Below are 20645 nucleotides of genomic sequence, written 5' to 3' on the forward strand. Positions count from 1 at the left end.
TCTAGCCATGACGACCACGACACAGTTCGCCCATGTCCCGCACCCGAGTCCTGCGAGCGCGGACCGTGTCGCGGAGGTACTCGCCGCCCCCGGGTTCGGGGTGTACTTCACCGACCACATGGTCACCGTCAAGTGGTCGAAGACCGAAGGCTGGCACGAGGCCCAGGTCGGCCCGTACGCGCCCTTCACGCTCGACCCGGCGACGTCGGTGCTGCACTACGGCCAGGCCATCTTCGAAGGTCTCAAGGCCTACCGCCAGCCGGATGGCTCGATCGCGTCGTTCCGCCCGGACGCCAACGCGTCCCGGTTCCGCCAGTCGGCCGAGCGGCTGGCCATGCCGCAGCTGCCGGAAGAGGTCTTCGTCGAGTCGCTGCGGGAGCTCATCGCCGTCGACGGCCGCTGGGTGCCCACCCGCCAGGGTGATTCGCTGTACCTGCGGCCGTTCATGATCTCGACGTCCACCGGCCTCGGCGTCAACAGCCCGGCGGCCGACTACGTGTACACGGTGATCGCGTCCCCGGCGGGTTCGTACTTCTCGGGAGGCGTGAAGCCGGTCAGCGTCTGGCTGTCGACGGAGTACGTCCGGGCGGCACCGGGCGGCACCGGCGCGGCCAAGTGCGCCGGCAACTACGCGGCCTCGTTCGTGGCGCAGGCACAGGCCGTCGAGAAGGGCTGCGACCAGGTGGTCTGGCTCGACGCGGTCGAGCGGCGCTGGGTCGAGGAAATGGGCGGGATGAACCTGTTCTTCGTCTTCGGCTCCGGCGAGAACGCCCGGGTGGTCACCCCCGAGCTGACCGGGTCCCTGCTGCCGGGCGTGACCCGCAAGTCGCTGCTGCAGCTGGCTTCGCGCCTCGGCTACAAGGTCGAGGAGCGCCGGATCTCCACGGAGGAGTGGGAGAAGGCAGCGGCCTCGGGCGAGCTGACCGAGACGTTCGCGTGCGGAACGGCGGCGGTGATCACGCCGGTCGGCCACGTGAAGCACGCGAACGGCGAGTTCACCATCGCCGACGGCCGGCCCGGCACGCTGACGATGAAGCTGCGCGAAGAGCTGACCGGAATCCAGGAGGGCACTTACCCCGACCCGGACCACTGGATGGTCAAGCTCGGCTGACGCTGTGACGAAGCGGCCCCCGGTATACGCCGGGGGCCGCTTTCGTCAGTAAAAGCTGCGGCAGACCTCCCAAAGCACCGATAAAGCCAAGGCGCCCCACCCACAAACATCAGGCCGAAGAACCAACCGAAACCACCCAGACCCCCCGCAACCCCGATACGAAGCCAGAACACGGACGGTAGTGCCGGGTCAAGGCATCTTTCCCGCCTTGACGCGGTACTACCGTCCGTAGTCACAATCGGGCTTCGGGGTGGTGGGTCTCCTGAGCTATAAGCCTTCAGAACAGGCTCAGGAAGCAGGAGCAGCAATAAGCGGCCCGGAAACCCCGGCCTGCTCATGAGTAGCGGTCTCGGCAAGAACCCGAGCAGCCATCATCAGCAGAGGCAACGCGGTAACAGCCCCGGTCCCCTCACCAAGCCGGACATCCAGCTCCAGCAGCGGACCGAGATCCAGGTGCTCCAAGGCAAGAGCGTGAGCGGGCTCACCGGTCCGCTGCCCGGCAACCCACCACCGCCGCGCCCCCGGAGCGAGGTCTTCCGCAACGAGCGCAGCAGCACAGGCGACAAGCCCATCCAGCACCACAGGCGTCCGCCGCACCGCGGCCTGGGCGAGAAACCCGGCCATCGCGGCAATATCCGCACCGGCCGCGGTGCGCAGCAGGTCAACCGGATCGGCCAGCACCGAGCGAGCCCGTCGCAGGGCGTCGCGAACCGCGGCGGCCTTCCGCATCCAGGCGGCGTCGTCGATCCCCGACCCCCGCCCGACCACGGCCACCGGCTCGCTCCCGGTCAGCGCCGCCACCAGCACCGACGCCGGCGTGCTGTTCCCGATCCCGAGATCACCCGGGATGAGCAGATCGGCCCCGCCGTCGACCTCGGCGTCGGCGATCGCGATCCCGGCCCGGATCGCCTTCCGCACCTCGTCGGCGGTCAGCGCGTCTTCGACGTCGATGGACCCGGAACCGCGCCGGACCTTGAACTCGCCGATCGACCGGGTCGCCGGAGCCTCGGTGTCGACCGCGAGGTCGACCACCCGCACGCTCGCGCCCGCCGCGGCGGCCAGCACGTTGATCGCGGCCCCGCCGGTGAGCATGGTGCCCAGCAGCTGCCCGGTGACCTCGGCGGGATAGGCGGAGACGCCCTTGGCGGCGATGCCGTGGTCCCCGGCGAAGACGACCACCCGCGGCCGGGTGAACGGGCGCGGCGGCGACTGCCCCTGGCAGGCGGCGATCCAGACGCCCAGCTCCTCGAGCCGCCCGAGCGACCCGGCTGGCTTGACCAGCTTGTCGTGCAGCGCGATGGCGGCCGACCGGGCGTGGTCGTCGGGCGGGGTGATCTCGGGGAACTCGATGTTTTCCGGCTCCACACCAGGCCCTTCCTGTTCCACGGCAACCGCTGCGGCCAACTTACCGGGAAGGGGCGGCCGGTAGTCTCGCGGCTCGTGGAGACGACGGCGGCCGCGGTGGTGCTGGCCAGCGGCGCGGGCACCCGCGTCGGCGCGAAGTTGAACAAGGTCTACCTGCCCCTGGCCGGGCGGCGGGTGGTGGCGTGGTCGCTCGACGCCTTCCGGAAGGTGCCCGGCATCGGCGTGCTCGTGCTGGTGATCCGGCCGCAGGACCGGGAACTGGCCGACGAGGTGGCCGGCGCGGGCGTCGAGATCGTGCACGGCGGCGACACCCGCCAGGCCTCCGAGCTCAACGCCCTGCGCCACCTCGCCCCGCGGATTGCGGGCGGCCGGGTCGACGCCGTGCTGCTGCACGACGCGGCCCGGCCGCTGGTCCACCCCGGACTGGTCGGTGCGGTGTTGGCCCGGACACGCGAGGACGGGGGGGCTGTGCCGGGCCTGGCCGCGGACGACGTCGTCGAGGTGGATGCCGGGCACCTGGTTGCCCAGGTGCCCGGCGCGATCCGCGTCCAGACGCCTCAGGGCTTCCGGGCCGGACCGCTGCTCGAGGCCTACGAGAAGGCCGAGCGCGATGGCTTCGTGGGTACGGACACTTCATCGTGCATGGAGCGGTTCTCCTCCCTGCCGATCCGCTGGGTCCCGGGTGCTCCCGAGAACCTCAAGATCACCTATCCCCACGACCTCGTCGTCGCGGAGCGGCTGCTGGCCCGCCGCTAGGCGCACGCGGGCGGGCCACCGCCGCCGTCGTCTCCCTCCGTGGGCCGCCCGGTCGGCCGGATGGTGACGTCCCCCCGCAGTTCGGGCGGGATCCGGCAGTCCGGCTGTGGCCGGAGTGCCTGCAGCGGTGCGCCCGGGGTGCCGGGCTCCGCCAGGGTGAGCACCGCCCGCAGCGTCCACACCGGGGTGGCGTGGTACTGCCAGGTGACGACCCGCGGGCTGAACACGTCCGTGCCCGGGAAGGTCGGGACGCGGTAGGCGCTGGCCCGGTGCTCGTCGCGGAGGATGATGACGTCCGCGCAGGTCGGCCAGCGGTGCACTGCGGCGTAGATCTCCGGTGCCTCGCGGCCGCCGAACAGGTGCAGCACCCAGTTGCGGCGCCGGAGTTCCTCGAGGAGTTCCTCGAGGCCCTGGCCGCTGGAACCGGAGTGTGGTGTGGGCGGGGACACACTTTCGAGGGTAACTTGCGTACTAGAGCGCAGTCCAGTGCGTGTACTAGTACACCTGGGTGGTTCTGAACAGGTCTTTGAGCGACACCCTCCGGCGTGCTAGAACACTTGTGCGTGTTGTCCCTGTGAGGAGCCGCCTTGCCCACCCTCGATCGCCCTGAGCCGCCGTACCTGCAGATCGCGGGCCGGATCCGTGACGACATCCTGTCCGGCCGGCTGCAGGAGGGCGATGCGGTGCCCTCCGCCCGTGAGATCGCTCGTACCTGGACCGTCGCCATGGCGACGGCCACCAAGGTGCTGGCCACCCTGCGTTCGCAGGGCCTCGTGCGGCCCGTGCGCGGCGTCGGCACGGTCGTCGACCGCGGCGGCCTGCACCGCACGGCCCGCGACCGCAGTGCCGCTTCGGCGCGGACGGGCCGGATCTACCCGCCGGGCCACTACGCGGTGATCCGCTCGGCCGGCCTGGAGCCGGCGCCCGAGCGGGCCGCGGCCGCACTCGGCCTGGAGGAAGGTGCTCCGGCGATCCACCGGCGGCGCACCACGTACGGTCCCGATTCGCGGCCGTTGTCGACGTCGACGTCGTGGTTCGACGGCGCGTTGTCGGCGAAGGCGCCGGCGCTGCTGGTGGCCGAGCGGATCGTCGAGGGCACCGCGGCCCACGCGGCCACCCGCCTGGGCACGAAGATCGCGACGACGCAGGAACGGCACGCGGCGGGCCGCGCGAGCGAGGAAGAGGCGGTCGAGCTGGGGCTGCCCGCCGGGTCGCCGGTGCTGCTCGGCCGGAGCACCTTCCTGGCGGCCGACGGGACGGTCGTCGAGTACGGTGAATCCGCCGCCTTGCCCGACCACTGGGTTTTCTACGAGTACACGACTGAGGACGGCGAATGAGAAAGATCCACGCGGGCAAGGTCCGCGACCTGTACGAACTCGACGGCGGGGACATCCTGCTGGTCGCGTCCGACCGGGTCTCGGTCTACGACGTCTCGCTGCCGACGCCGATCCCGGACAAGGGCAAGCTGCTCAACCAGCTCTCCGCGTGGTGGTTCGACCGGATGGCCGACGTCGTCCCGAACCACGTCGTGTCGACCACCGACGTGCCGGAGGAGTTCGCCGGGCGCGCGATGCGCTGCAAGCCGCTGAAGATGGTCAAGGTCGAGTGCATCGCCCGCGGCTACCTCGCGGGCCTCGGCCTGCGCGAGTACCGGCGCGACGGCCGGATCTCCGGCGTCGCGCTGCCGCCGGGCCTGGTCGAGGGCGACAAGCTCCCGGAGCCGATCTTCACGCCGACGACCAAGGAGTCCGACACCGGCCACGACGAGTTCATGACCTTCGACGAGGTCCTGAACGAGATCGGCGAGGACACCGCGAAGCGGCTTCGCGAGCTGACGCTGGAGATCTACACGAAGGGCGCCGAGCACGCGGCGGCCCAAGGCGTGATCATCGCCGACACGAAGCTGGAGTTCGGCTTCGACGCGGAAGGCACCCTGACGCTGGGCGACGAGGTCCTGACCTCGGACTCGTCGCGGTTCTGGCCGGCCGACGAGTGGGAGCCGGGCCGTCCGCAGCACGCGTTCGACAAGCAGTTCGTCCGCGACTGGTCGCGGTCGACGGGCTGGGACCAGACCCCGCCCGGGCCGGAGATCCCCGCGGACATCGTCGAGCAGACGCGGCAGCGCTACACCGAGGTCTACGAGCGGATCACCGGGAAGACCTGGGTCCGTGGGTGAGTACGACCCGTACCGGCTGATCGACGACGTCGAGAGCCTGCTCGTCTCGCGCGGCCTGGCGCCCACCCGGGTGCCGGGCCGCGGCGGCGACCGGCTGGCGGGCGCCGGGCGGCTGCTGCGCGGGTTCGGGCTGGAGCCCCGGATGGCCCCCGAGGACGCGTTCGACCTCGGGGTGCCGTTCCAGGGCCGGATCAACCAGGACTAGGGGCTCTTGGTCAGGCTGGCGTCCCGCTCGACGACGTCGCCGAGGACGTCGTCGATGGCGGTCAGCAGGTCGGCGTCGAGCTTCTTGCCGGCAGCCTTGACGTTCTCGTGCACCTGCTCCGGGCGAGAGGCTCCGATGATCGCCGAGGCGACGTTCGGGTTCTGCAGCACCCAGGCGACGGCCAGCTGGGCGAGGCTCAGCCCGGCCTGCTCGGCGAGCGGCTCGAGCTGGGCGACGCGCTTGAGGACGTCTTCGTCGAGGAAGCGGGCGACCATGTCGGCGCCGCCCTTTTCGTCGGTGGCGCGCGAGCCTTCGGGGTAGGCCTGGCCGGGCTTGTACTTGCCGGTGAGCACGCCCTGCGCGATCGGCGACCAGACGATCTGGCTCAGGCCTTCGCGCTCCGAGGTGGGGATGACCTGCTCCTCGATGACGCGCCAGAGCATGTTGTACTGCGGCTGGTTCGAGACCAGGGGGATGTTGAGCTCCCGGGCGAGGGCGGCACCGCGCGAGATCTGCTCGGCGGTCCATTCGGAGACGCCGACGTAGAGCACCTTGCCCTGGCGCACGAGATCGGCGAAGGCGACCATGGTCTCTTCGAGCGGGGTGTGCCGGTCGAACCGGTGGGCCTGGTAGAGGTCGACGTAGTCGGTACCCAGCCTTTCGAGGCTCGCGTGCGCCGACTCCATGATGTGCTTGCGGGACAGGCCGCGGTCGTTGGGGCCCTTGGGGCCGGTGGGCCAGAAGACCTTGGTGAAGATCTCCAGGCTCTCCCGCCGCTGGCCCTTGAGCCCCCGCCCGAGCACGGCCTCGGCGGCGGTGTTGGCGTAGGCATCGGCGGTGTCGAAGGTCGTGATGCCGGCGTCGAGCGCGGCCTGGATGCAGGCGCGGGCCTGGTCTTCCTCGACCTGGGAACCGTGGGTGAGCCAGTTCCCGTACGAGATCTCACTGACGTTGAGGCCACTGCGGCCGAGACGACGAAACTCCATGGCCCGAGCTTAGGCGGTAATCGTTTGCTTTGCTAACGACCTGGAGTGACTCCACCCTCACTCGGGCGGTTCGTCCTCGGTGTCCGCGGACGAGCGCAATCGACCCCGGACAGCGAGAAGCCGGGTCGAGGCTCGCTCGACCCGGCTTCTCGCAACCGGCTCAGTTCGGGATCGGGTCCCCGGGCTTCAGCCGCGGCTTCGGCATCCGCAGCCGCCGGATCTGGGACGCCCGGACGAACGCGTACCAGCCGATCGACCGGCCGTTCACCGCTTCCTTCGGGAACTTCTCCCGCACCAGCTTCGCGATCTTGCGCCCGTTCACGAAGCCCTCGATCGCCATCACCAGCAGCATCGCCGTGCACAGCAGCGTGATGTACGACTGCACCTGCGGCAGCGGCACCAGCAGCGCCAGGAACACCACGATGGCCAGCGGCATGAACAGCCCGAGCAGGTTGCGACGGCTGTCGACCAGGTCGCGGACGTAGCGCTTGACCGGCCCCCGGTCGCGGGGGAGCAGGGCGCTGTCGTCGCCGCGCATCATCGCGTCGCGGCGGGCCTTGGTGGCCGCGCGGCGCTCTTCCTTGGTCTGGGGGTTCGCCTTGCGCAGCTCCTTGTTGCGCTTCATCGCCTCACGCATCGTCGTGGGCGGCGGCGCCACCGGGCCGCGCTTCTTCGCCTCCGCGTCGCGGCGCTTCGGCGTAGCCTTGCCCTTACCGGGCGTGTACGCCTTGCCGGCGACGTCGACGGCTTCGCCCGTCTCCGGCTCTTCGGCGGCGGTGTCTGTGGTGCTTCGGCGCAGGAACCTCACGTCATCAGGGTATTGCAGGCGTCACGCCGCCGTTCACCAGGTCGATCCATGTGCGACCATGGTGGGGGAACAGATCGGACGCTCCGGGTGTTGAAGACGTCAGCACGAGGAGTATCCGCAGCGAGTTCGAACTTTGAGGGAGTGCCATGACGACCGCTGAGCACGCCGGCGCGACGCAGGCCGAGACCGCCGAGGAGACCCACGGCGTCACGTTGACCGACGCCGCGGCTTCCAAGGCGAAGGCCCTGCTCGAGCAGGAGGGCCGCGACGACATGCACCTGCGCATCGCCGTCCAGCCCGGTGGCTGTGCGGGCCTGCGCTACCAGCTGTTCTTCGACGAGCGCACGCTCGACGGCGACCTGTTCCGCGACTTCGACGGCCTCAAGGTCGCCGTGGATCGGATGAGCGCGCCGTACGTGTCGGAAGCCGTCATCGACTTCGTGGACACGATCGAGAAGCAGGGCTTCACGATCGACAACCCGAACGCCACCGGCTCCTGCGCCTGCGGCGACTCGTTCCACTGAGCGACAGCGAAGAAAGGCCCCGTCTCCCGGCTGGGAGGCGGGGCCTTCTCGCGTCTGCGGGCTACACGTAGGCGTCGAGCTCGGCCACCTGGGCGTGGCACGCCTCGTCGACCTGCCACGGCTTGGCCGTGACGCGGGGCAGCGGGAGGCTCTCGGCCTGGAGCGTCGCCGGGATGAGCGCGCAGTCGGCGATCAGCTCGGACAGGGTCTCGGGTTCGGTGACGGCGTTCACGATTCGTAACGCTATTGATCCGCGCTCGACTGGAACAGGAGTACCAGCCGGTAGTGTCGGCTGGGCACGCGCGAACTACCCGGATGGGGCACGACCCGGGGGTAACTTCGCGCTTTTTGCCGTGAGGTCGAACACGAAGGAGCAACCGGTGGCAGAAAAGGCCAGGATCGCGGTGTCCGGCAGTATCGCGACCGACCACCTCATGCACTTCCCGGGCAGGTTCGCCGAGCAGCTGGTCGCCGAGCAGCTGCACCGGGTGTCGCTGAGCTTCCTCGCCGACGACCTCGTGGTCCGGCGCGGCGGCATCGGCGCGAACATCGCCTTCGGCCTCGGGGTGCTCGGCGTCAAGCCGGTGCTGGTGGGCGCGGTCGGCGCCGACTTCGCCGACTACCGCTCCTGGCTGGAGCGGCACGGCGTGGACACCTCGGGCGTGCACGTGTCCGAGGTCGCGCACACCGCGCGGTTCGTCTGCACGACGGATGAGGACCTGTGCCAGATCGCGACGTTCTACGCCGGCGCGATGGCCGAGTCCCGCAACATCGAGCTGCAGCCGATCGCCGAGCGCGCCGGCGCGCTGAGCCTGGTGCTGATCAGCCCGGACGACCCGGAGGGCATGATCCGCCACGCGGAGGAGTGCCGCCAGCGCGGGTACGCGTTCGCCGTCGACCCGTCGCAGCAACTGGCCCGGATGACCGGCGAGCAGGCGCGCACGTTCGTCGCCGGCGCGAAGTACCTGTTCAGCAACGACTACGAGTGGGAGCTGCTGCTCCAGAAGACGGGCTGGACCGAGGCCGACGTCCTCGACCAGGTGGGCCTGCGGATCACCACGCTGGGCGAGAAGGGCGTCGAAATCGTCGGCAAGGACGGCGTCGCCCTGCAGATCGGCGCGGTGCCGGAGCGCACGAAGGCCGACCCGACGGGCGTCGGCGACGGCTTCCGCGCGGGCTTCCTGGCCGGCCTCGACGGCGGCTTGAACGTCGAGCGCTCGGCCCAGCTGGGGTCGCTCATCGCGGTCCTGGTGCTGGAGACGGTCGGCACGCAGGAGTGGACGTTCGACCGCGCGGAGGCACTGGCCCGCATCGGCGAGGCGTTCGGCCCGGACGCGGCCGACGAGATCTCGGCGGTCCTGCCCGCCGCCTGAGCTCCGGAACACGAAAAGGCCCCGCACCGAGCCGGTGCGGGGCCTTTTCGCAGCTGAGGCCCCGGGGCGGCGGAACCGACGAAGGCCCCGGATCGGTGCGGCCAAGGCGGCGAGCCACCGCGCCCGGCCCGACGCGGCCGACCAGATTCTCGGCGGTCCTGCCCGCTGCCTGAGTTCCGGGACGCGAGAGGCCCCGCACCGAGCCGGTGCGGGGCCTCTTCACGAGCGCGTCAGAGCTTGACCGGGTACACCGGCTCCGGGATCTCCGGCTTGATCCGGTGCTCGACGAAGATGCCGTGCCACAGCATGAACACGATCAGCGCCCACAGCTGCCGGCTGCGGTCCAGCTGGCCCGCCTTGTGCTCCTCCAGCAGCGCCAGGATCGCCTTCTTGTCCAGCAGCTCCTCGGTCTTCGAGTCCGAGATGATCCCGCGAGCCCAGTCGTACATCTCGTTGCGCAGCCACAGCCGGATCGGGACCGGGAAGCCGAGCTTGCGGCGGTTGAGCACGTGCGCCGGGATGATCTTCGCCAGGGCCTGGCGCAGTGCGTACTTCGTCGTCCCGTTGGCGAGCTTCTGGTCCAGCGGGATCGAGGCTGCGACCTTGAACACCTCGGCGTCGAGGAACGGCACCCGCAGCTCCAGCGAGTTCGCCATCGTCACCTTGTCGGCCTTGACCAGGATGTCGCCGCGCAGCCACGTGTAGAGGTCGACGTGCTGCATGCGGGCCACCGGGTCCCAGCCGCGGGACACCTCGTACCAGGGGGCCGTGACGTCCTTGAAGCCGACGCCCTCCTGGTACGTGCGGAGCACGTTGCGCAGCTGGTCGTCGCGGAAGTTGCGGGCGTTGCCGTAGTAGCGGTCCTCCAGCGGCAGCGCGCCGCGGCGGAGCAGGTCCTTGCCGCGGGTGCCCTCGGGGATCTTCGTCGACACCTTGCCGATCAGCTTGCGCATCCCGCCCGGGATCTTCTCGAACGGCGCCAGCGAGATCGGCTCGTTGTAGATCGTGTAGCCGCCGAACAGCTCGTCCGCGCCCTCGCCCGACAGCACCGCCTTGACGTGCTTGCGGGCTTCGCGGGCGATGAACCACAGCGGGACCAGCGCCGGGTCGGCCACCGGGTCGTCGAGGTACCAGACGATGAGCGGCAGCACCTCCATCATCTCGTCCGCCGAGACCGTCCGGACCACGTGCTTCACGCCGATCGCGGCGGCCGACTCGGCGGCGACGTCGACCTCGGAGTAGCCCTCGCGCTCGAACCCGGTGGTGAACGCGATCAGGTTCGGGTTGTGCTCCTTGGCCAGCGTGGCGGTGGCCGTGGAGTCGATGCCGCCGGAGAGGAACGCGCCGACCGTGACGTCCGGGTCGGAGATCATGTGCTTGCCGACCGAGTCGCGCATCACATCGGCGATCCGCTGGTAGAGCTCCTCGGCCTCGGCGGGCGAGTTGACCGGCTTGGCGCTGAACTGCGGGTGGAAGTAGCGGGTGAACTTCACCTCACCGCCGGGCACCACCTCGAACGAGGTACCGGACTCGACGCGCCGGATCGCCGTGTGCAGCGACTCGGGCTCGGGCACGTACTGCAGGACCAGGTAGTGCTGCAGGGCCTTGCGGTCCAGCTCCTGAGCGACGCCGAGGACGTCCGACAGCTCCAGCAGGCTCTTCTTCTCGCTGGAGAACGCCACGCCACCCGGGCCTGCCGAGTAGAACAGCGGCTTGATCCCGAACGGGTCACGCGCGCCGAAGACCCGCTTCTCCTGCGAGTCCCAGATCATGAAGGCGAACATGCCGCGCAGGCGCTTCACCCAGTCCGCGCCCAGGTAGTGGAAGCCGGCGACGATCGCCTCGCCGTCACCCTCGGTCTCGAACTTCGCGCCGTGCTGCTCGGCGAGCTCCGCCCGCAGCTCCAGGTAGTTGTAGATCTCGCCGTTGAAGTTCATGGTGTAGCGGCCCGGCGCCTCCGGCGGGCCCCAGACCAGCGGCTGGTGCGCGTGCTCGACGTCGATGAAGGCGAGCCGGTTGAAGCCGTAGACGACCTCGGCATCGGCCCAGGTGTCCTGCTCGTCGGGGCCGCGGTGGCGCTGGCAGCGCATGGCCGCGCCGACGGCGTCACGCGCGTTCGCCGCGCCGGTCTCGGTCGCGCAGATCAGTCCAAGCAGGCCGCACACGGGGACTCACACACCTTCAGGGTCTTCGCCGGGCTGGGGAAGGCCCCAGTATGCCGGGGCGGTCGTGGCGAGTACCACGCGCGTCGATTGAGGCTTATTTGAGCTAGGTCGGCGCTACGGACCGCAACTTGCCCGAGGAAGCGCCGTTCGCGCCGACCGACGGTTGAATAAGTCTCATCAGTTACCCCTTGGTCAGCAGGATGGGCCAACTCGGCTAGAGTCCGGCTGTCACAAAGATCTGTCGTAGGAGGCTCTGGGTGAAAGGGCGAGGCGCAGTGGGACAACCCGAGCGCACCCTGGGGAAGCGGACCTTGCGCGTCGCCGCGCTGGCCGTGCTGGTCGCGCTGACCGCGACGGGCTGCTCCGGCGACGAGATCCTCCGGTTCGGCTGGCCGGTCGGTGTCACCGAGCAGGCGAACCAGATGCGGACGCTCTGGACCTGGACCGTGGTCGCGGCGCTGGTCGTCGGCGTCATCGTGTGGGCCCTGATCTTCTGGACCGCGACGTTCCACCGCAAGAAGAAGACGGCAGGCGACGGCGAGCCGGAGGAGCTGCCCCGGCAGTTCCAGTACAACATCCCGCTCGAGCTGTTCACGGTCGTCGTCCCGACGATCATGGTCTGCGTCCTGTTCTTCTTCACCGCGACCACGGAGTCGAAGGTCCTCGACAAGATCCCCAACCCGGACGTCAAGGTCCAGGTCGTGGCCTTCCAGTGGAACTGGGAGTTCAAGTACGAGGACGAGTCCGCCAAGCGGGCGGACGGCCAGCAGGTGAGCACCGTCGGCTCGTCCGGCGAGATCCCGCTGCTCGTGCTCCCGGTCGGCAAGACCATCCAGTACGACCTGGTCTCCACCGACGTCATCCACTCCTTCTGGGTGCCGGAGTTCCACTTCAAGCGGGACGTCATGCCGAACCCGGAGAAGAACAACCAGGACAGCTCCTTCCAGAACAAGATCGACCGCGAGGGCTCCTTCGTCGGCCGGTGCGCGGAGCTGTGCGGCACGTACCACTCGGTGATGAACTTCGAGGTCCGTGCGCTGTCGCCGGACAAGTACGACCAGTACATCGCGCTGCGCAAGCAGACGAACCCGGCGACCGGCCAGGCCTTCACCGCGGCCGAGGCGCTGGCGAAGATGAACTGCGGCGAGCTGTGCACCCCGCACGCGGTCACCACCCAGCCGTTCAACACCGACCGCACGGCGCGGACCGCGTCCAACTGACGCCCGGCGAGACACAGGAGTAGGAAAAGACCATGAAGGTCGAAGCCCGCATCTTCTTCATCGTGGCGATCTTCGCCGTGTTCATGGCGGGGGTCTACTGGCTGTGGACCGCGCTGGCCGCGACCCACGGTGCCGAGCCGGTGGGCATCGTCGCGCTGTTCCTCACCGGCGGTCTGGCGTTCCTGGCCGGCAGCTACATGCAGTTCGTCGCGCGCCGGATCGAGCCGCGTCCGGAGGACCGCGAGGACGCCGAGATCAGCGACGGCGCGGGTGAGCTGGGCTTCTTCAGCCCGGGCAGCTACTGGCCGATCGGCATGGCGGCCACCGCGGCGCTCGCGGCCGTGGCGCTGGCGTTCTTCCACATCTGGCTGCTGGTCATCGCGCTCGTCGCGCTGCTCATCACCATCGGCGGCCTGGTGTTCGAGTACCACACGGGCCCGTCGCACGACTGAGTCACTTTCCGGAACCGGCCGTCACGCTCACCGCGTGGCGGCCGGTTTCGTTTTCAGCCCCGGAACGCCGTCCGGTAGGACGACGGGCTCGTGCCCCGCAGGCGGCTGAACTGGTGCCGCAGCGCCGCCGCGGACGCGTAACCGCACGCCGTCGCGATGTCCTCCACGGACAGGCGGCCCTCCTCCAGCAGGGCCTGGGCGCGGTCCAGCCGCCGCTCGGTCAGCCAGCGGTGCGGCGTGGTGCCTGTGGCCGCCGAGAAGCGGCGCAGGAACGTCCGCTCGCCCAGTCCGCTGCGGCGGGCGAGCTCCGCCACGGTGAACGGCTGGTCCAGCCGCCGCTCCACCCACTCCAGGGCCTCCGCGACGACGGCGTCGTCGCCCGCCGCCGTCGCCGGGACGGGTGCCTGGACGAACTGCGCCTGCCCGCCCGCGCGGTGCGGGGCCGCGACCATCCGGCGGGCCAGCGTCGTGGCCGCCGCGACGCCGCGCAGCCGGCGGACCAGGTGCAGGCACAGGTCGACCGCCGCGACCGTGCCCGCGCTGGTCAGGATCCCGCCGTCGTCGGCGTACAGCGCCTGGGGGTCCACCTCGGCCGCCGGGAAGCGGGCGCGGAACTCCGCCTCGTACACCCAGTGGACGGTGCAGCGGCGGCCGTCCAGGAGGCCCGCGTAGCCCAGGGAGAAGACACCGGCGCAGAAGCCCGCCACCCACGCGCCGCGCCCGGCCGCGTCCCGCAGGACGTTCAGCACCGGCTCGGGCGGCGGTGCGGTGCGGGGCGCGCACGTCGGCACGATCAGCAGGTCCGCCGACGCCGCGAAGTCGAGGTCCCGCAGGCCGGACAGCCCGAAACCGGACCAGCTGGCCACCCCGGAGCCGTCCGGCGAGCAGACGCCGAAATCCCAGCCCTCGATGCCGTCGGCGCTGCGGTCGGTGCCGAACACCTCGCACGCGACGCCCAGCTCGAACGGCGAAACGCGGTCGGCGAGCACCACGGCGACCCGGTTGACGTCCATGTCGGCCAGTGTGTCACAAGTTTTGCGGCCGTTGTCATCTCTGACACTGGTCGATCGCCGCCGGCGCGACGAACCTGGTCGGCATGACGAACTCCGAAACCCGCCCGCTGCTCCAGTGGTCCGCGGCGATGGCCATGTCCGGCACGATCGGTGCCGTCGTCCTCGAGAGCGGCGCGGCCGCTCCGGCCGTGGCCTTCGCCCGCTGCTTCGTCGGCGGCGCGCTCCTCGTGCTCTGGTGCCTCTCCCGCGGCTGGCTGCAGGCCTGGCGGCCGTCCCGTCGCGACCTCGGTCTCGCCGTGCTGGGCGGGTTGTTCCTGGTCGGCAACTGGGTGCTGCTGTTCGCCTCGTACGCGCTGTCGTCGATCTCGGTCAGCACGGTCGTCTACCACACCCAGCCGCTGATCCTGGTCGGCCTGGCGGCGGCCTTCCTCGGCGAGAAGGTCGCCAAGAGCCACCTGGCCCGGGCCGGGATCGCCTTCGGCGGCGTGGCGGTGATCTCACTGTCCGCCCACGGCGAGGACGGCAAGCCGGTGCAGCTCGCCGGCATTGCGCTGGCCCTCGGCGCGGCGCTGCTCTACGCCGGGGCGTCCTTCGTCGCGAAGCAGCTGAAGCACGTCCGCCCGCACCTGCTGGCCGCCGTGCAGACGACCGTGGGCGCGATCGTCCTGGCCCCCGCGCTGCTGCTGACGCCGCTGCCGTCGACGACGTCGGGGCTGCTCTGGCTGGTCCTGCTGGGCACGGTGCACACGGCCCTGATGTACGTGCTGATCTACGCGAGCATCGGCAAGCTGCCGACGACGACGGTGGCGCTGCTGTCCTACGTCTACCCGGTGGTCGCGGTCCTGGTCGACATCGCGTTCTACGGCCACCGCCCGAGCTGGCTGGAGGGCCTGGGCATGCTCGCAGTCCTGGCGGCCGCACTGGCCCCGCAACGCGGCCGCAAGCCCGCCGCCGCACCGGAGAAGCCGGCCGGCCCGGCAACCCGCCCCGAACCGGCCTGCCGTTCGTGACCGAGCCCGGATCCCGCGTGACCAGACCCGTCACCCGCGTGATCAGGGACGTGACCCGCGTGATCGGGGCCGGAACTCGCGAGTTCCGGCCCCGATCACGCGAGTTCCGGCTTCAGTCACGCGAGTTGCGGCCCCGGTCACGCGGGAGCGGGTCAGGAGAAGGCGATCCAGCGGTCCAGCAGGGTGGCCGCGGCGCCGGAATCGATCGCCTCGGCCGCCCGCGCCAGGCCGGCGCGCAGGTCGTCCTCCAGGGACTCCGAGAAGCCCGTGAAGGCCGCCAAGGCCGCCGCCGCGTTGATCAGGACCGCGTCGCGGACCGGGCCCGGCTTGCCGCCCACCAGCTCGCGGACCACCTGGGCGTTCGCCGCCGCGTCGCCGCCGCGCAGGTCGTCGGCCGTCGCGCGGGGGATGCCGACCGAGGCCGGGTCGAAGCTGCGCTCGGTGACCGTGCCGTCCGCGACCACCCAGACCGTCGACGTCGTGGTCGTGGTGATCTCGTCGAGGCCGTCGTCGCCGCGGACCACCAGGGCGCGGGTGCCGCGGCGGGCGAACGTCTCGGCCAGCACCCTGGTCTTGTCCGGGTACGCGCAGCCGATCAGCGCCGCCCCCGGCTGGGCCGGGTTGGTCAGCGGCCCGAGCAGGTTGAACGTCGTCGGGATGCCGAGCTCGCTGCGCACCGGGCCCGCGTGCCGCAGCGCCGGGTGGAACGCCGAAGCCAGGAAGAACCCGATGCCGACCTCGTCGAGGCTGCGCCGGACGTCCTCCGGCGGCAGCGAGATGGTCACGCCGAGCGCCTCGAGCACGTCCGCCGCGCCGGACTTCGACGACGCGCTGCGGTTGCCGTGCTTGGCCACCGGGGCGCCCGCCGCCGCCGTGACGATCGTCGCCATCGTGGAGATGTTCACCGAGTTCGAGCCGTCGCCGCCGGTGCCGACGATGTCGACCGCCGGGCCGTCCAGCTCGACCCGCCGGGCGTGCGCCAGCATCGTGGCCGCCATGCCCGCGATCTCCTCGGGCGTCTCGCCCTTGGCGCGCAGCGCGACCGCGAACCCGGCGATCCGGGCCGGGCTCGCCGCGCCGCTCATGATCTGGTCCATCGCCCACGCCGTGTCCTCCGCCGAGAGGTCGGCGCCGGCGACGAGCTGCTTGAGCAGGGACGGCCAGGTGCGGGGGACCGGGGCGGTCACCGGGCTCAGCCGTTCACGACGGGGACCCGCCGCGCGCGCAGCACGTCGGCGACGGTCTCCGCGGCGGTCAGCGGGTCCAGCGGGTGCACCAGCACGGCGTCCGCCTGCGACCAGGTGGCCAGCCACCGGTCGTCCTTGCGCCGCACGGCGACCACGATCGGGGGGCAGTCGGCGATTTCGCTCTTCAGCTGGCGGCAGAGGCCGATGCCGCCGGTCGGCTGGGCTTCGCCGTCGAGGATGGCCAGGTCGACGTGGCCCTCGTCCACCTCGGACAGCACGTCCGCGATGCCGGCCGCCTCGACGTAGTCCACGCGCGCCAGGTCGGCGGCGGGCCGCCGGCCGACCGCGTTCACGATCGCCTCGCGCACCTCCGCCTTGTGGCTGAACACCAGGACCCGCATCGACCGCTCGCCCATGTTGGACACGCCTCCATCTCGTCACCGCACGTCTCCCTGGATCGTATCGGCCGAGACCGACATCACGCGGTCGGCTCCGGCTGTTGCGCGTCCCAGCCGAGCGCGTCGCCGCCCAATCGTTGCGCGAGACCCGCCATCCGCGACCGTTCCTGGGCGCAGTGCAGGGCGTCGAGCACCTGGACGCGCACGGCGAGCACCCGCGTCAGCTCCCCGTCCGGAGCCTGTTCTCGCAGCTCGTAGCCGTCCTGCGCGAGGATCGACGCCGCCTCTTCGACCCGGTCCGGCGGCAGCAGCAGGTGGTGCCGCAGAACGGCCGGTGCTGTGCTGACCCAGTCGGGTGAAGCGGCGAGGACGGCGGAGTCCGCGACGACGGGGTCGAAGGCCTCGGCGACGATCTTCAGCCCCGGCGCGTCGGCCGTCAGACCGGGCGTTTCCCGCTTCTTGACCAGGTCAAGCAGCCGGTCGAGTAAACCCATGAGTAGCTCTCACCTTCCCGGGCATCCGGTGTGATCGGTTACGCAGACGGCTCGCCGTGGACCCACCCGGCGGAGCGGCGGTGCGAGAGGACATAATGCGACGCGTGACAACGGCAGCTCCCACCATCAGTCAGCGGGTCCACTCGCTGAACCGGCCGAACATGGTCAGTGTCGGCACCATCGTGTGGCTTTCCAGCGAGCTGATGTTCTTCGCCGGACTGTTCGCGATGTTCTTCACCGTCAAGGCGCAGAACTCGTCCGGCCAGTGGCCGCCGCCGCTGCACGGCGAGGAGTTCCACCTCAACGTGGCGTACGCGATCCCGTTCACGGTGATCCTCGTGCTGTCCTCGCTGACCTGCCAGTTCGGCGTGTTCGCGGCCGAGCGCGGCGACGTCTACGGGCTGCGCCGCTGGTACATCATCACGTTGATCATGGGCGCGATCTTCGTCGGCGGCCAGGCCAACGAGTACCACAACCTGGTCGAAGAGGGGATGACGATCCCGTCCGGCCCGTTCGGCACGGTCTTCTACCTCGCCACCGGTTTCCACGGCCTGCACGTCATCGGCGGGCTCATCGCCTTCGTGTACCTGCTCATCCGCACGAAACTGAGCAAGTTCACGCCCGCCCAGGCCACGTCGGCGATCGTCGTGTCCTACTACTGGCACTTCGTCGACATCGTGTGGGTCGGCCTCTTCGGTGTGATCTACCTCCTTCCGTAGGTCCACCCAGCCGCCACCACCTTCACCATCGGCCTGAACTGACAGCAAGGGTTGCCGCAAGATGACCACCAGCACCAAGTCCTCGGAGCGCCGCTACCGCGCGCGGTCGAAGCTGCGGAGGCGGTTCGCCGGCCTGCTCGCGCTCGGCATCGCGCTGGTGGGCGCCGGCGCCCTGTACGCCGTGTTCGCCCCGGAGCCGCAGACCGCGCAGGCCCAGGGCACGCCGGCGCAGCTGCGCCTCGGCGAGCAGGTCTACAACAACACCTGCATCGCCTGCCACGGCGCGAACCTCGAGGGCGTGCAGGACCGCGGGCCGAGCCTGATCGGCATCGGCGACGCCGCGGTGTACTTCCAGACTTCTTCGGGCCGCATGCCCGCCGCGCGCCAGGAGGCGCAGGTCGAGCGGAAGCCGCCGAAGCTGACCGAGGCCGAGATCGACGCGGTCGGCGCCTACATCCAGGCGCACGGCGGCGGCGTCCAGCGTCCGGCCGAGAAGGGCGAGGCCCTGCGCGGCGACGACCCGGCCCGCGGTGGCGAGCTGTTCCGCCTCAACTGCGCTTCGTGCCACAACTTCACCGGCCGCGGCGGCGCTCTGTCGGCGGGCAAGTACGCGCCGAACCTGGACCCGGCCAGCGAAGAGCAGATCTACACGGCCATGCTCACCGGCCCCCAGAACATGCCGAAGTTCTCCGACCGGCAGCTGTCGCCGGAGGAGAAGAAGGACATCGTCGCCTACGTGAAGTCGGTGTCGGACGGCAACAATGACCCGGGTGGTAACGGCCTCGGCGGGGTCGGCCCCGCCTCGGAGGGCGTCATCGCCTTTATCGTCGGGATCGCCGCGCTGATCGGCGTGACGTTGTGGATTGGATCGAAGGCATGAGTGCCGAAGGGCCGAAGCCGCCGACGGAGGCGGAACTGGCTGAGATGGACCGGGACCAGCTGGTCAAGCTGGGCGGGGCGCTCGACGGTGTCGAGATCGTCGAGTACCCGACCCCGTGGCCCGTGGAGGGCACCCGCGCGGAGAAGCGGGCCGAGCGCCTGGTCGCGTTCTGGTTCGGCCTGTCCGCGCTGGCCGGGATCGGGTTCGTCGTTTCGCTGATCTGGTGGCCGTGGCAGTACGAGGCGCCGGACAACGAGAGCGGCCACTTCTGGTACAGCCTGTACACCCCGATGCTGGGGCTCACGCTCGGCCTGGCCATCCTCGGCCTGGGCATCGGCGTGATCCTCTACACGAAGAAGTTCGTGCCCGCCGAGGTCGCGGTGCAGCAGCGCAGCGACGCGGGCGGCGAGGGCTCGTCCGAGGTCGACCGCCAGACGATCCTGGCGCACCTGGCCGACGCCGGGAGCCGCAGCACCATCGCCCGCCGGTCGCTGATCAAGCGCTCGGCGATCGCCGGTGCGGGTGCGCTCGGCCTGGCCGCCGCGGCGTTGCCGGTCGCGTCCTTCATCAAGAACCCGTGGAAGGACAGCGAGTCCCGCGACTCGCTGTGGCACACCGGCTGGCAGCCGAACTTCCCCGGCGAGAAGGTCTACCTGCGCCGGGCCACCGGCAAGCCGGTCGAGGTCGAGCACGGCAAGCAGACCGAGATCTCCCTGGTCAAGGCCGAGGACCTGGACGCAGGCGCGATGGAGACGGTCTTCCCGTTCCGCGAGTCCGAGCGCAACGACGCGGAGGCGCTGGCCAAGGCGCTGACCCGGGTGGACAACCCGGTCATGCTGATCCGCCTGCGCCCGACCGACGCCGCCAAGGTCGTCAAGCGGGCCGGCCAGGAGGACTTCAACTTCGGCGACTACTACGCGTACACGAAGATCTGCAGCCACGTCGGCTGCCCGACCTCCCTGTACGAGCAGCGGACCAACCGCATCCTGTGCCCGTGCCACCAGTCGCAGTTCGACGCACTCCACTACGGCAAGCCGATCTTCGGCCCGGCGACGCGGCCGCTGGCCCAGCTACCGATCACGGTGGACGAAGAGGGATACTTGATCGCGCGAGGCGACTTCATCGAGGCCATCGGTCCGGCCTTTTGGGAGCGTAAGTCATGAGTTCACTCACCACGCCGACCAAGGGGTCGAGCCCGGTCGAGAAGGCGCTGGGCGAGGCCGCGAACAACGCGGACCAGCGCTACCACCTGGCCAAGGGCCTGCGGCACCAGATGAACAAGGTGTTCCCGACCCACTGGTCGTTCCTGCTGGGCGAGATCGCGCTCTACAGCTTCATCATCCTGCTGCTGACCGGCGTGTACCTGACGCTGTTCTTCGACCCCTCGATGCAGGAGGTCGTCTACCACGGCAGCTTCAAGAACATGCAGGGCCTGGAGATGTCCCAGGCGTTCCGCACGACGCTGGACATCTCCTTCGACGTCCGCGGCGGCCTGTTCATGCGCCAGCTGCACCACTGGGCCGCGCTGATCTTCGTCGCGTCCATGGCCGTGCACATGCTGCGCATCTTCTTCACCGGCGCGTTCCGGCGCCCGCGTGAGGCGAACTGGGTGATCGGCGGGCTGCTGCTGATCCTGGGCTGCTTCGAAGGCTTCTTCGGCTACTCGCTGCCGGACGACCTGCTCTCCGGGACCGGTATCCGGGCGACGCTGTCGGGCATCGTGCTGTCGGTGCCGGTGGCCGGGACCTGGATCCACTGGGCGCTGTTCGGCGGGGAGTTCCCGGGCGATCAGATCATCCCGCG

The 20645-nt window shown here is 70.3% G+C and carries 24 protein-coding genes; 14 read left to right on the top strand and 10 right to left on the bottom strand.

The window, feature by feature from the left end; translation table 11 throughout:
- The first annotated feature begins 7 nt into the window (after positions 1–7).
- Complete coding sequence (locus tag ABZX11_RS44990; RefSeq protein ID WP_354924869.1) at positions 8–1111, top strand: branched-chain amino acid aminotransferase; 1104 nt, start codon at positions 8–10, stop codon at positions 1109–1111.
- A 288-nt stretch (positions 1112–1399) separates the two neighbouring features.
- Here the strand turns inward: ABZX11_RS44990 and cobT are convergent, their stop codons facing one another.
- Positions 1400–2476 carry a nicotinate-nucleotide--dimethylbenzimidazole phosphoribosyltransferase gene (gene cobT, locus ABZX11_RS44995; protein ID WP_354924871.1) on the bottom strand — a complete coding sequence of 359 codons (1077 nt, stop codon included), beginning with the start codon at positions 2474–2476 and terminating at the stop codon, positions 1400–1402.
- A gap of 75 nt (positions 2477–2551) precedes the next feature.
- Between cobT and ABZX11_RS45000 the strand changes: the two genes are divergently transcribed.
- Positions 2552–3232 carry an IspD/TarI family cytidylyltransferase gene (locus tag ABZX11_RS45000; protein ID WP_354924873.1) on the top strand — a complete coding sequence of 227 codons (681 nt, stop codon included), beginning with the start codon at positions 2552–2554 and terminating at the stop codon, positions 3230–3232.
- On the opposite strand, the gene ABZX11_RS45005 is transcribed toward ABZX11_RS45000, so the two are convergent.
- The gene (locus tag ABZX11_RS45005; RefSeq protein ID WP_176175733.1) at positions 3229–3681 is read right to left on the bottom strand and encodes a hypothetical protein; all 453 of its coding nucleotides are present in this window, start codon (positions 3679–3681) and stop codon (positions 3229–3231) included. The two genes, ABZX11_RS45000 and ABZX11_RS45005, sit on opposite strands and share 4 nt — an antisense overlap.
- Before the next feature lie 138 nt (positions 3682–3819).
- On the opposite strand from ABZX11_RS45005, the gene ABZX11_RS45010 reads away from it, so the two are divergent.
- Genes ABZX11_RS45010 through ABZX11_RS45020 form a run of 3 tightly spaced genes read left to right on the top strand, consistent with a single transcriptional unit; the run spans position 3820 to position 5613 of the window.
- Positions 3820–4569: a GntR family transcriptional regulator gene (locus ABZX11_RS45010; protein WP_354924875.1), complete on the top strand. Its 750-nt coding sequence runs from the start codon at positions 3820–3822 to the stop codon at positions 4567–4569.
- Positions 4566–5408, top strand: a complete 843-nt coding sequence (locus ABZX11_RS45015; RefSeq protein WP_354924877.1) for a phosphoribosylaminoimidazolesuccinocarboxamide synthase — start codon at positions 4566–4568, stop codon at positions 5406–5408. Before ABZX11_RS45010 ends, ABZX11_RS45015 begins: the two co-directional genes overlap by 4 nt.
- On the top strand, positions 5401–5613 hold the full coding sequence (locus ABZX11_RS45020) for a hypothetical protein (protein WP_176175736.1): 213 nt from the start codon (positions 5401–5403) through the stop codon (positions 5611–5613). The genes ABZX11_RS45015 and ABZX11_RS45020 overlap by 8 nt, the downstream gene beginning before the upstream one ends.
- Here ABZX11_RS45020 and ABZX11_RS45025 read toward each other — a convergent pair.
- Complete coding sequence (locus ABZX11_RS45025) at positions 5610–6599, bottom strand: aldo/keto reductase family protein (RefSeq protein WP_176175737.1); 990 nt, start codon at positions 6597–6599, stop codon at positions 5610–5612. The two genes, ABZX11_RS45020 and ABZX11_RS45025, sit on opposite strands and share 4 nt — an antisense overlap.
- A 160-nt stretch (positions 6600–6759) precedes the next feature.
- Positions 6760–7407, bottom strand: a complete 648-nt coding sequence (locus ABZX11_RS45030; protein ID WP_176175739.1) for a DUF3043 domain-containing protein — start codon at positions 7405–7407, stop codon at positions 6760–6762.
- A gap of 146 nt (positions 7408–7553) precedes the next feature.
- On the opposite strand from ABZX11_RS45030, the gene ABZX11_RS45035 reads away from it, so the two are divergent.
- The gene (locus ABZX11_RS45035; RefSeq protein ID WP_004562664.1) at positions 7554–7931 is read left to right on the top strand and encodes an iron-sulfur cluster assembly accessory protein; all 378 of its coding nucleotides are present in this window, start codon (positions 7554–7556) and stop codon (positions 7929–7931) included.
- Between the two features lie 61 nt (positions 7932–7992).
- On the opposite strand, the gene ABZX11_RS45040 is transcribed toward ABZX11_RS45035, so the two are convergent.
- On the bottom strand, positions 7993–8163 hold the full coding sequence (locus tag ABZX11_RS45040; protein WP_020644663.1) for a hypothetical protein: 171 nt from the start codon (positions 8161–8163) through the stop codon (positions 7993–7995).
- Between the two features lie 148 nt (positions 8164–8311).
- Here ABZX11_RS45040 and ABZX11_RS45045 point away from each other — a divergent pair, with 148 nt between their 5' ends.
- Complete coding sequence (locus ABZX11_RS45045; RefSeq protein ID WP_354924880.1) at positions 8312–9304, top strand: carbohydrate kinase family protein; 993 nt, start codon at positions 8312–8314, stop codon at positions 9302–9304.
- Between the two features lie 230 nt (positions 9305–9534).
- Here ABZX11_RS45045 and asnB read toward each other — a convergent pair whose 3' ends face one another.
- Positions 9535–11469 carry an asparagine synthase (glutamine-hydrolyzing) gene (gene asnB, locus ABZX11_RS45050; protein WP_176175740.1) on the bottom strand — a complete coding sequence of 645 codons (1935 nt, stop codon included), beginning with the start codon at positions 11467–11469 and terminating at the stop codon, positions 9535–9537.
- Between the two features lie 275 nt (positions 11470–11744).
- Between asnB and coxB the strand changes: the two genes are divergently transcribed.
- Together coxB and ABZX11_RS45060 are read left to right on the top strand one after the other, a co-directional pair.
- Complete coding sequence (coxB, locus tag ABZX11_RS45055) at positions 11745–12689, top strand: cytochrome c oxidase subunit II (RefSeq protein ID WP_217709680.1); 945 nt, start codon at positions 11745–11747, stop codon at positions 12687–12689.
- 32 nt (positions 12690–12721) lie between these two features.
- A complete protein-coding gene (locus tag ABZX11_RS45060; protein ID WP_176175741.1) occupies positions 12722–13141 on the top strand; it encodes a cytochrome c oxidase subunit 4 in 420 nt (139 codons plus the stop codon).
- Between the two features lie 53 nt (positions 13142–13194).
- Here ABZX11_RS45060 and ABZX11_RS45065 read toward each other — a convergent pair whose 3' ends face one another.
- Positions 13195–14154, bottom strand: coding sequence for a helix-turn-helix domain-containing protein (locus ABZX11_RS45065; protein ID WP_354924882.1), 960 nt, complete (start codon positions 14152–14154; stop codon positions 13195–13197).
- A gap of 83 nt (positions 14155–14237) precedes the next feature.
- Between ABZX11_RS45065 and ABZX11_RS45070 the strand changes: the two genes are divergently transcribed.
- On the top strand, positions 14238–15164 hold the full coding sequence (locus ABZX11_RS45070) for a DMT family transporter (protein WP_354924884.1): 927 nt from the start codon (positions 14238–14240) through the stop codon (positions 15162–15164).
- A 152-nt stretch (positions 15165–15316) separates the two neighbouring features.
- Here the strand turns inward: ABZX11_RS45070 and trpD are convergent, their stop codons facing one another.
- The 3 genes from trpD to ABZX11_RS45085 form a co-directional block, all read right to left on the bottom strand.
- Positions 15317–16351: an anthranilate phosphoribosyltransferase gene (gene trpD / locus ABZX11_RS45075; RefSeq protein WP_354924886.1), complete on the bottom strand. Its 1035-nt coding sequence runs from the start codon at positions 16349–16351 to the stop codon at positions 15317–15319.
- 5 nt (positions 16352–16356) lie between these two features.
- A complete protein-coding gene (locus ABZX11_RS45080; RefSeq protein ID WP_354924893.1) occupies positions 16357–16767 on the bottom strand; it encodes a hypothetical protein in 411 nt (136 codons plus the stop codon).
- A 62-nt stretch (positions 16768–16829) separates the two neighbouring features.
- Complete coding sequence (locus ABZX11_RS45085; protein ID WP_354924888.1) at positions 16830–17243, bottom strand: hypothetical protein; 414 nt, start codon at positions 17241–17243, stop codon at positions 16830–16832.
- A gap of 95 nt (positions 17244–17338) precedes the next feature.
- Between ABZX11_RS45085 and ABZX11_RS45090 the strand changes: the two genes are divergently transcribed.
- The 4 genes from ABZX11_RS45090 to ABZX11_RS45105 all read left to right on the top strand — a co-directional run.
- Positions 17339–17962 (top strand): heme-copper oxidase subunit III, encoded by a 624-nt coding sequence (locus ABZX11_RS45090; RefSeq protein WP_086681061.1) that lies wholly within the window; start codon positions 17339–17341, stop codon positions 17960–17962.
- Positions 17963–18023: 61 nt separating this feature from the next.
- Complete coding sequence (locus ABZX11_RS45095) at positions 18024–18842, top strand: c-type cytochrome (RefSeq protein WP_176175746.1); 819 nt, start codon at positions 18024–18026, stop codon at positions 18840–18842.
- Positions 18839–20005 (top strand): ubiquinol-cytochrome c reductase iron-sulfur subunit, encoded by a 1167-nt coding sequence (locus ABZX11_RS45100; RefSeq protein ID WP_176175747.1) that lies wholly within the window; start codon positions 18839–18841, stop codon positions 20003–20005. Before ABZX11_RS45095 ends, ABZX11_RS45100 begins: the two co-directional genes overlap by 4 nt.
- Positions 20002–20645: cytochrome b N-terminal domain-containing protein (locus ABZX11_RS45105; RefSeq protein WP_354924891.1), on the top strand; the 644-nt coding region annotated here is incomplete at its 3' end. The genes ABZX11_RS45100 and ABZX11_RS45105, both read left to right, overlap by 4 nt.

The organism is Amycolatopsis sp. NPDC004169, assembly GCF_040610315.1.
In the GTDB taxonomy this organism is placed as follows: Bacteria; Actinomycetota; Actinomycetes; order Mycobacteriales; family Pseudonocardiaceae; genus Amycolatopsis.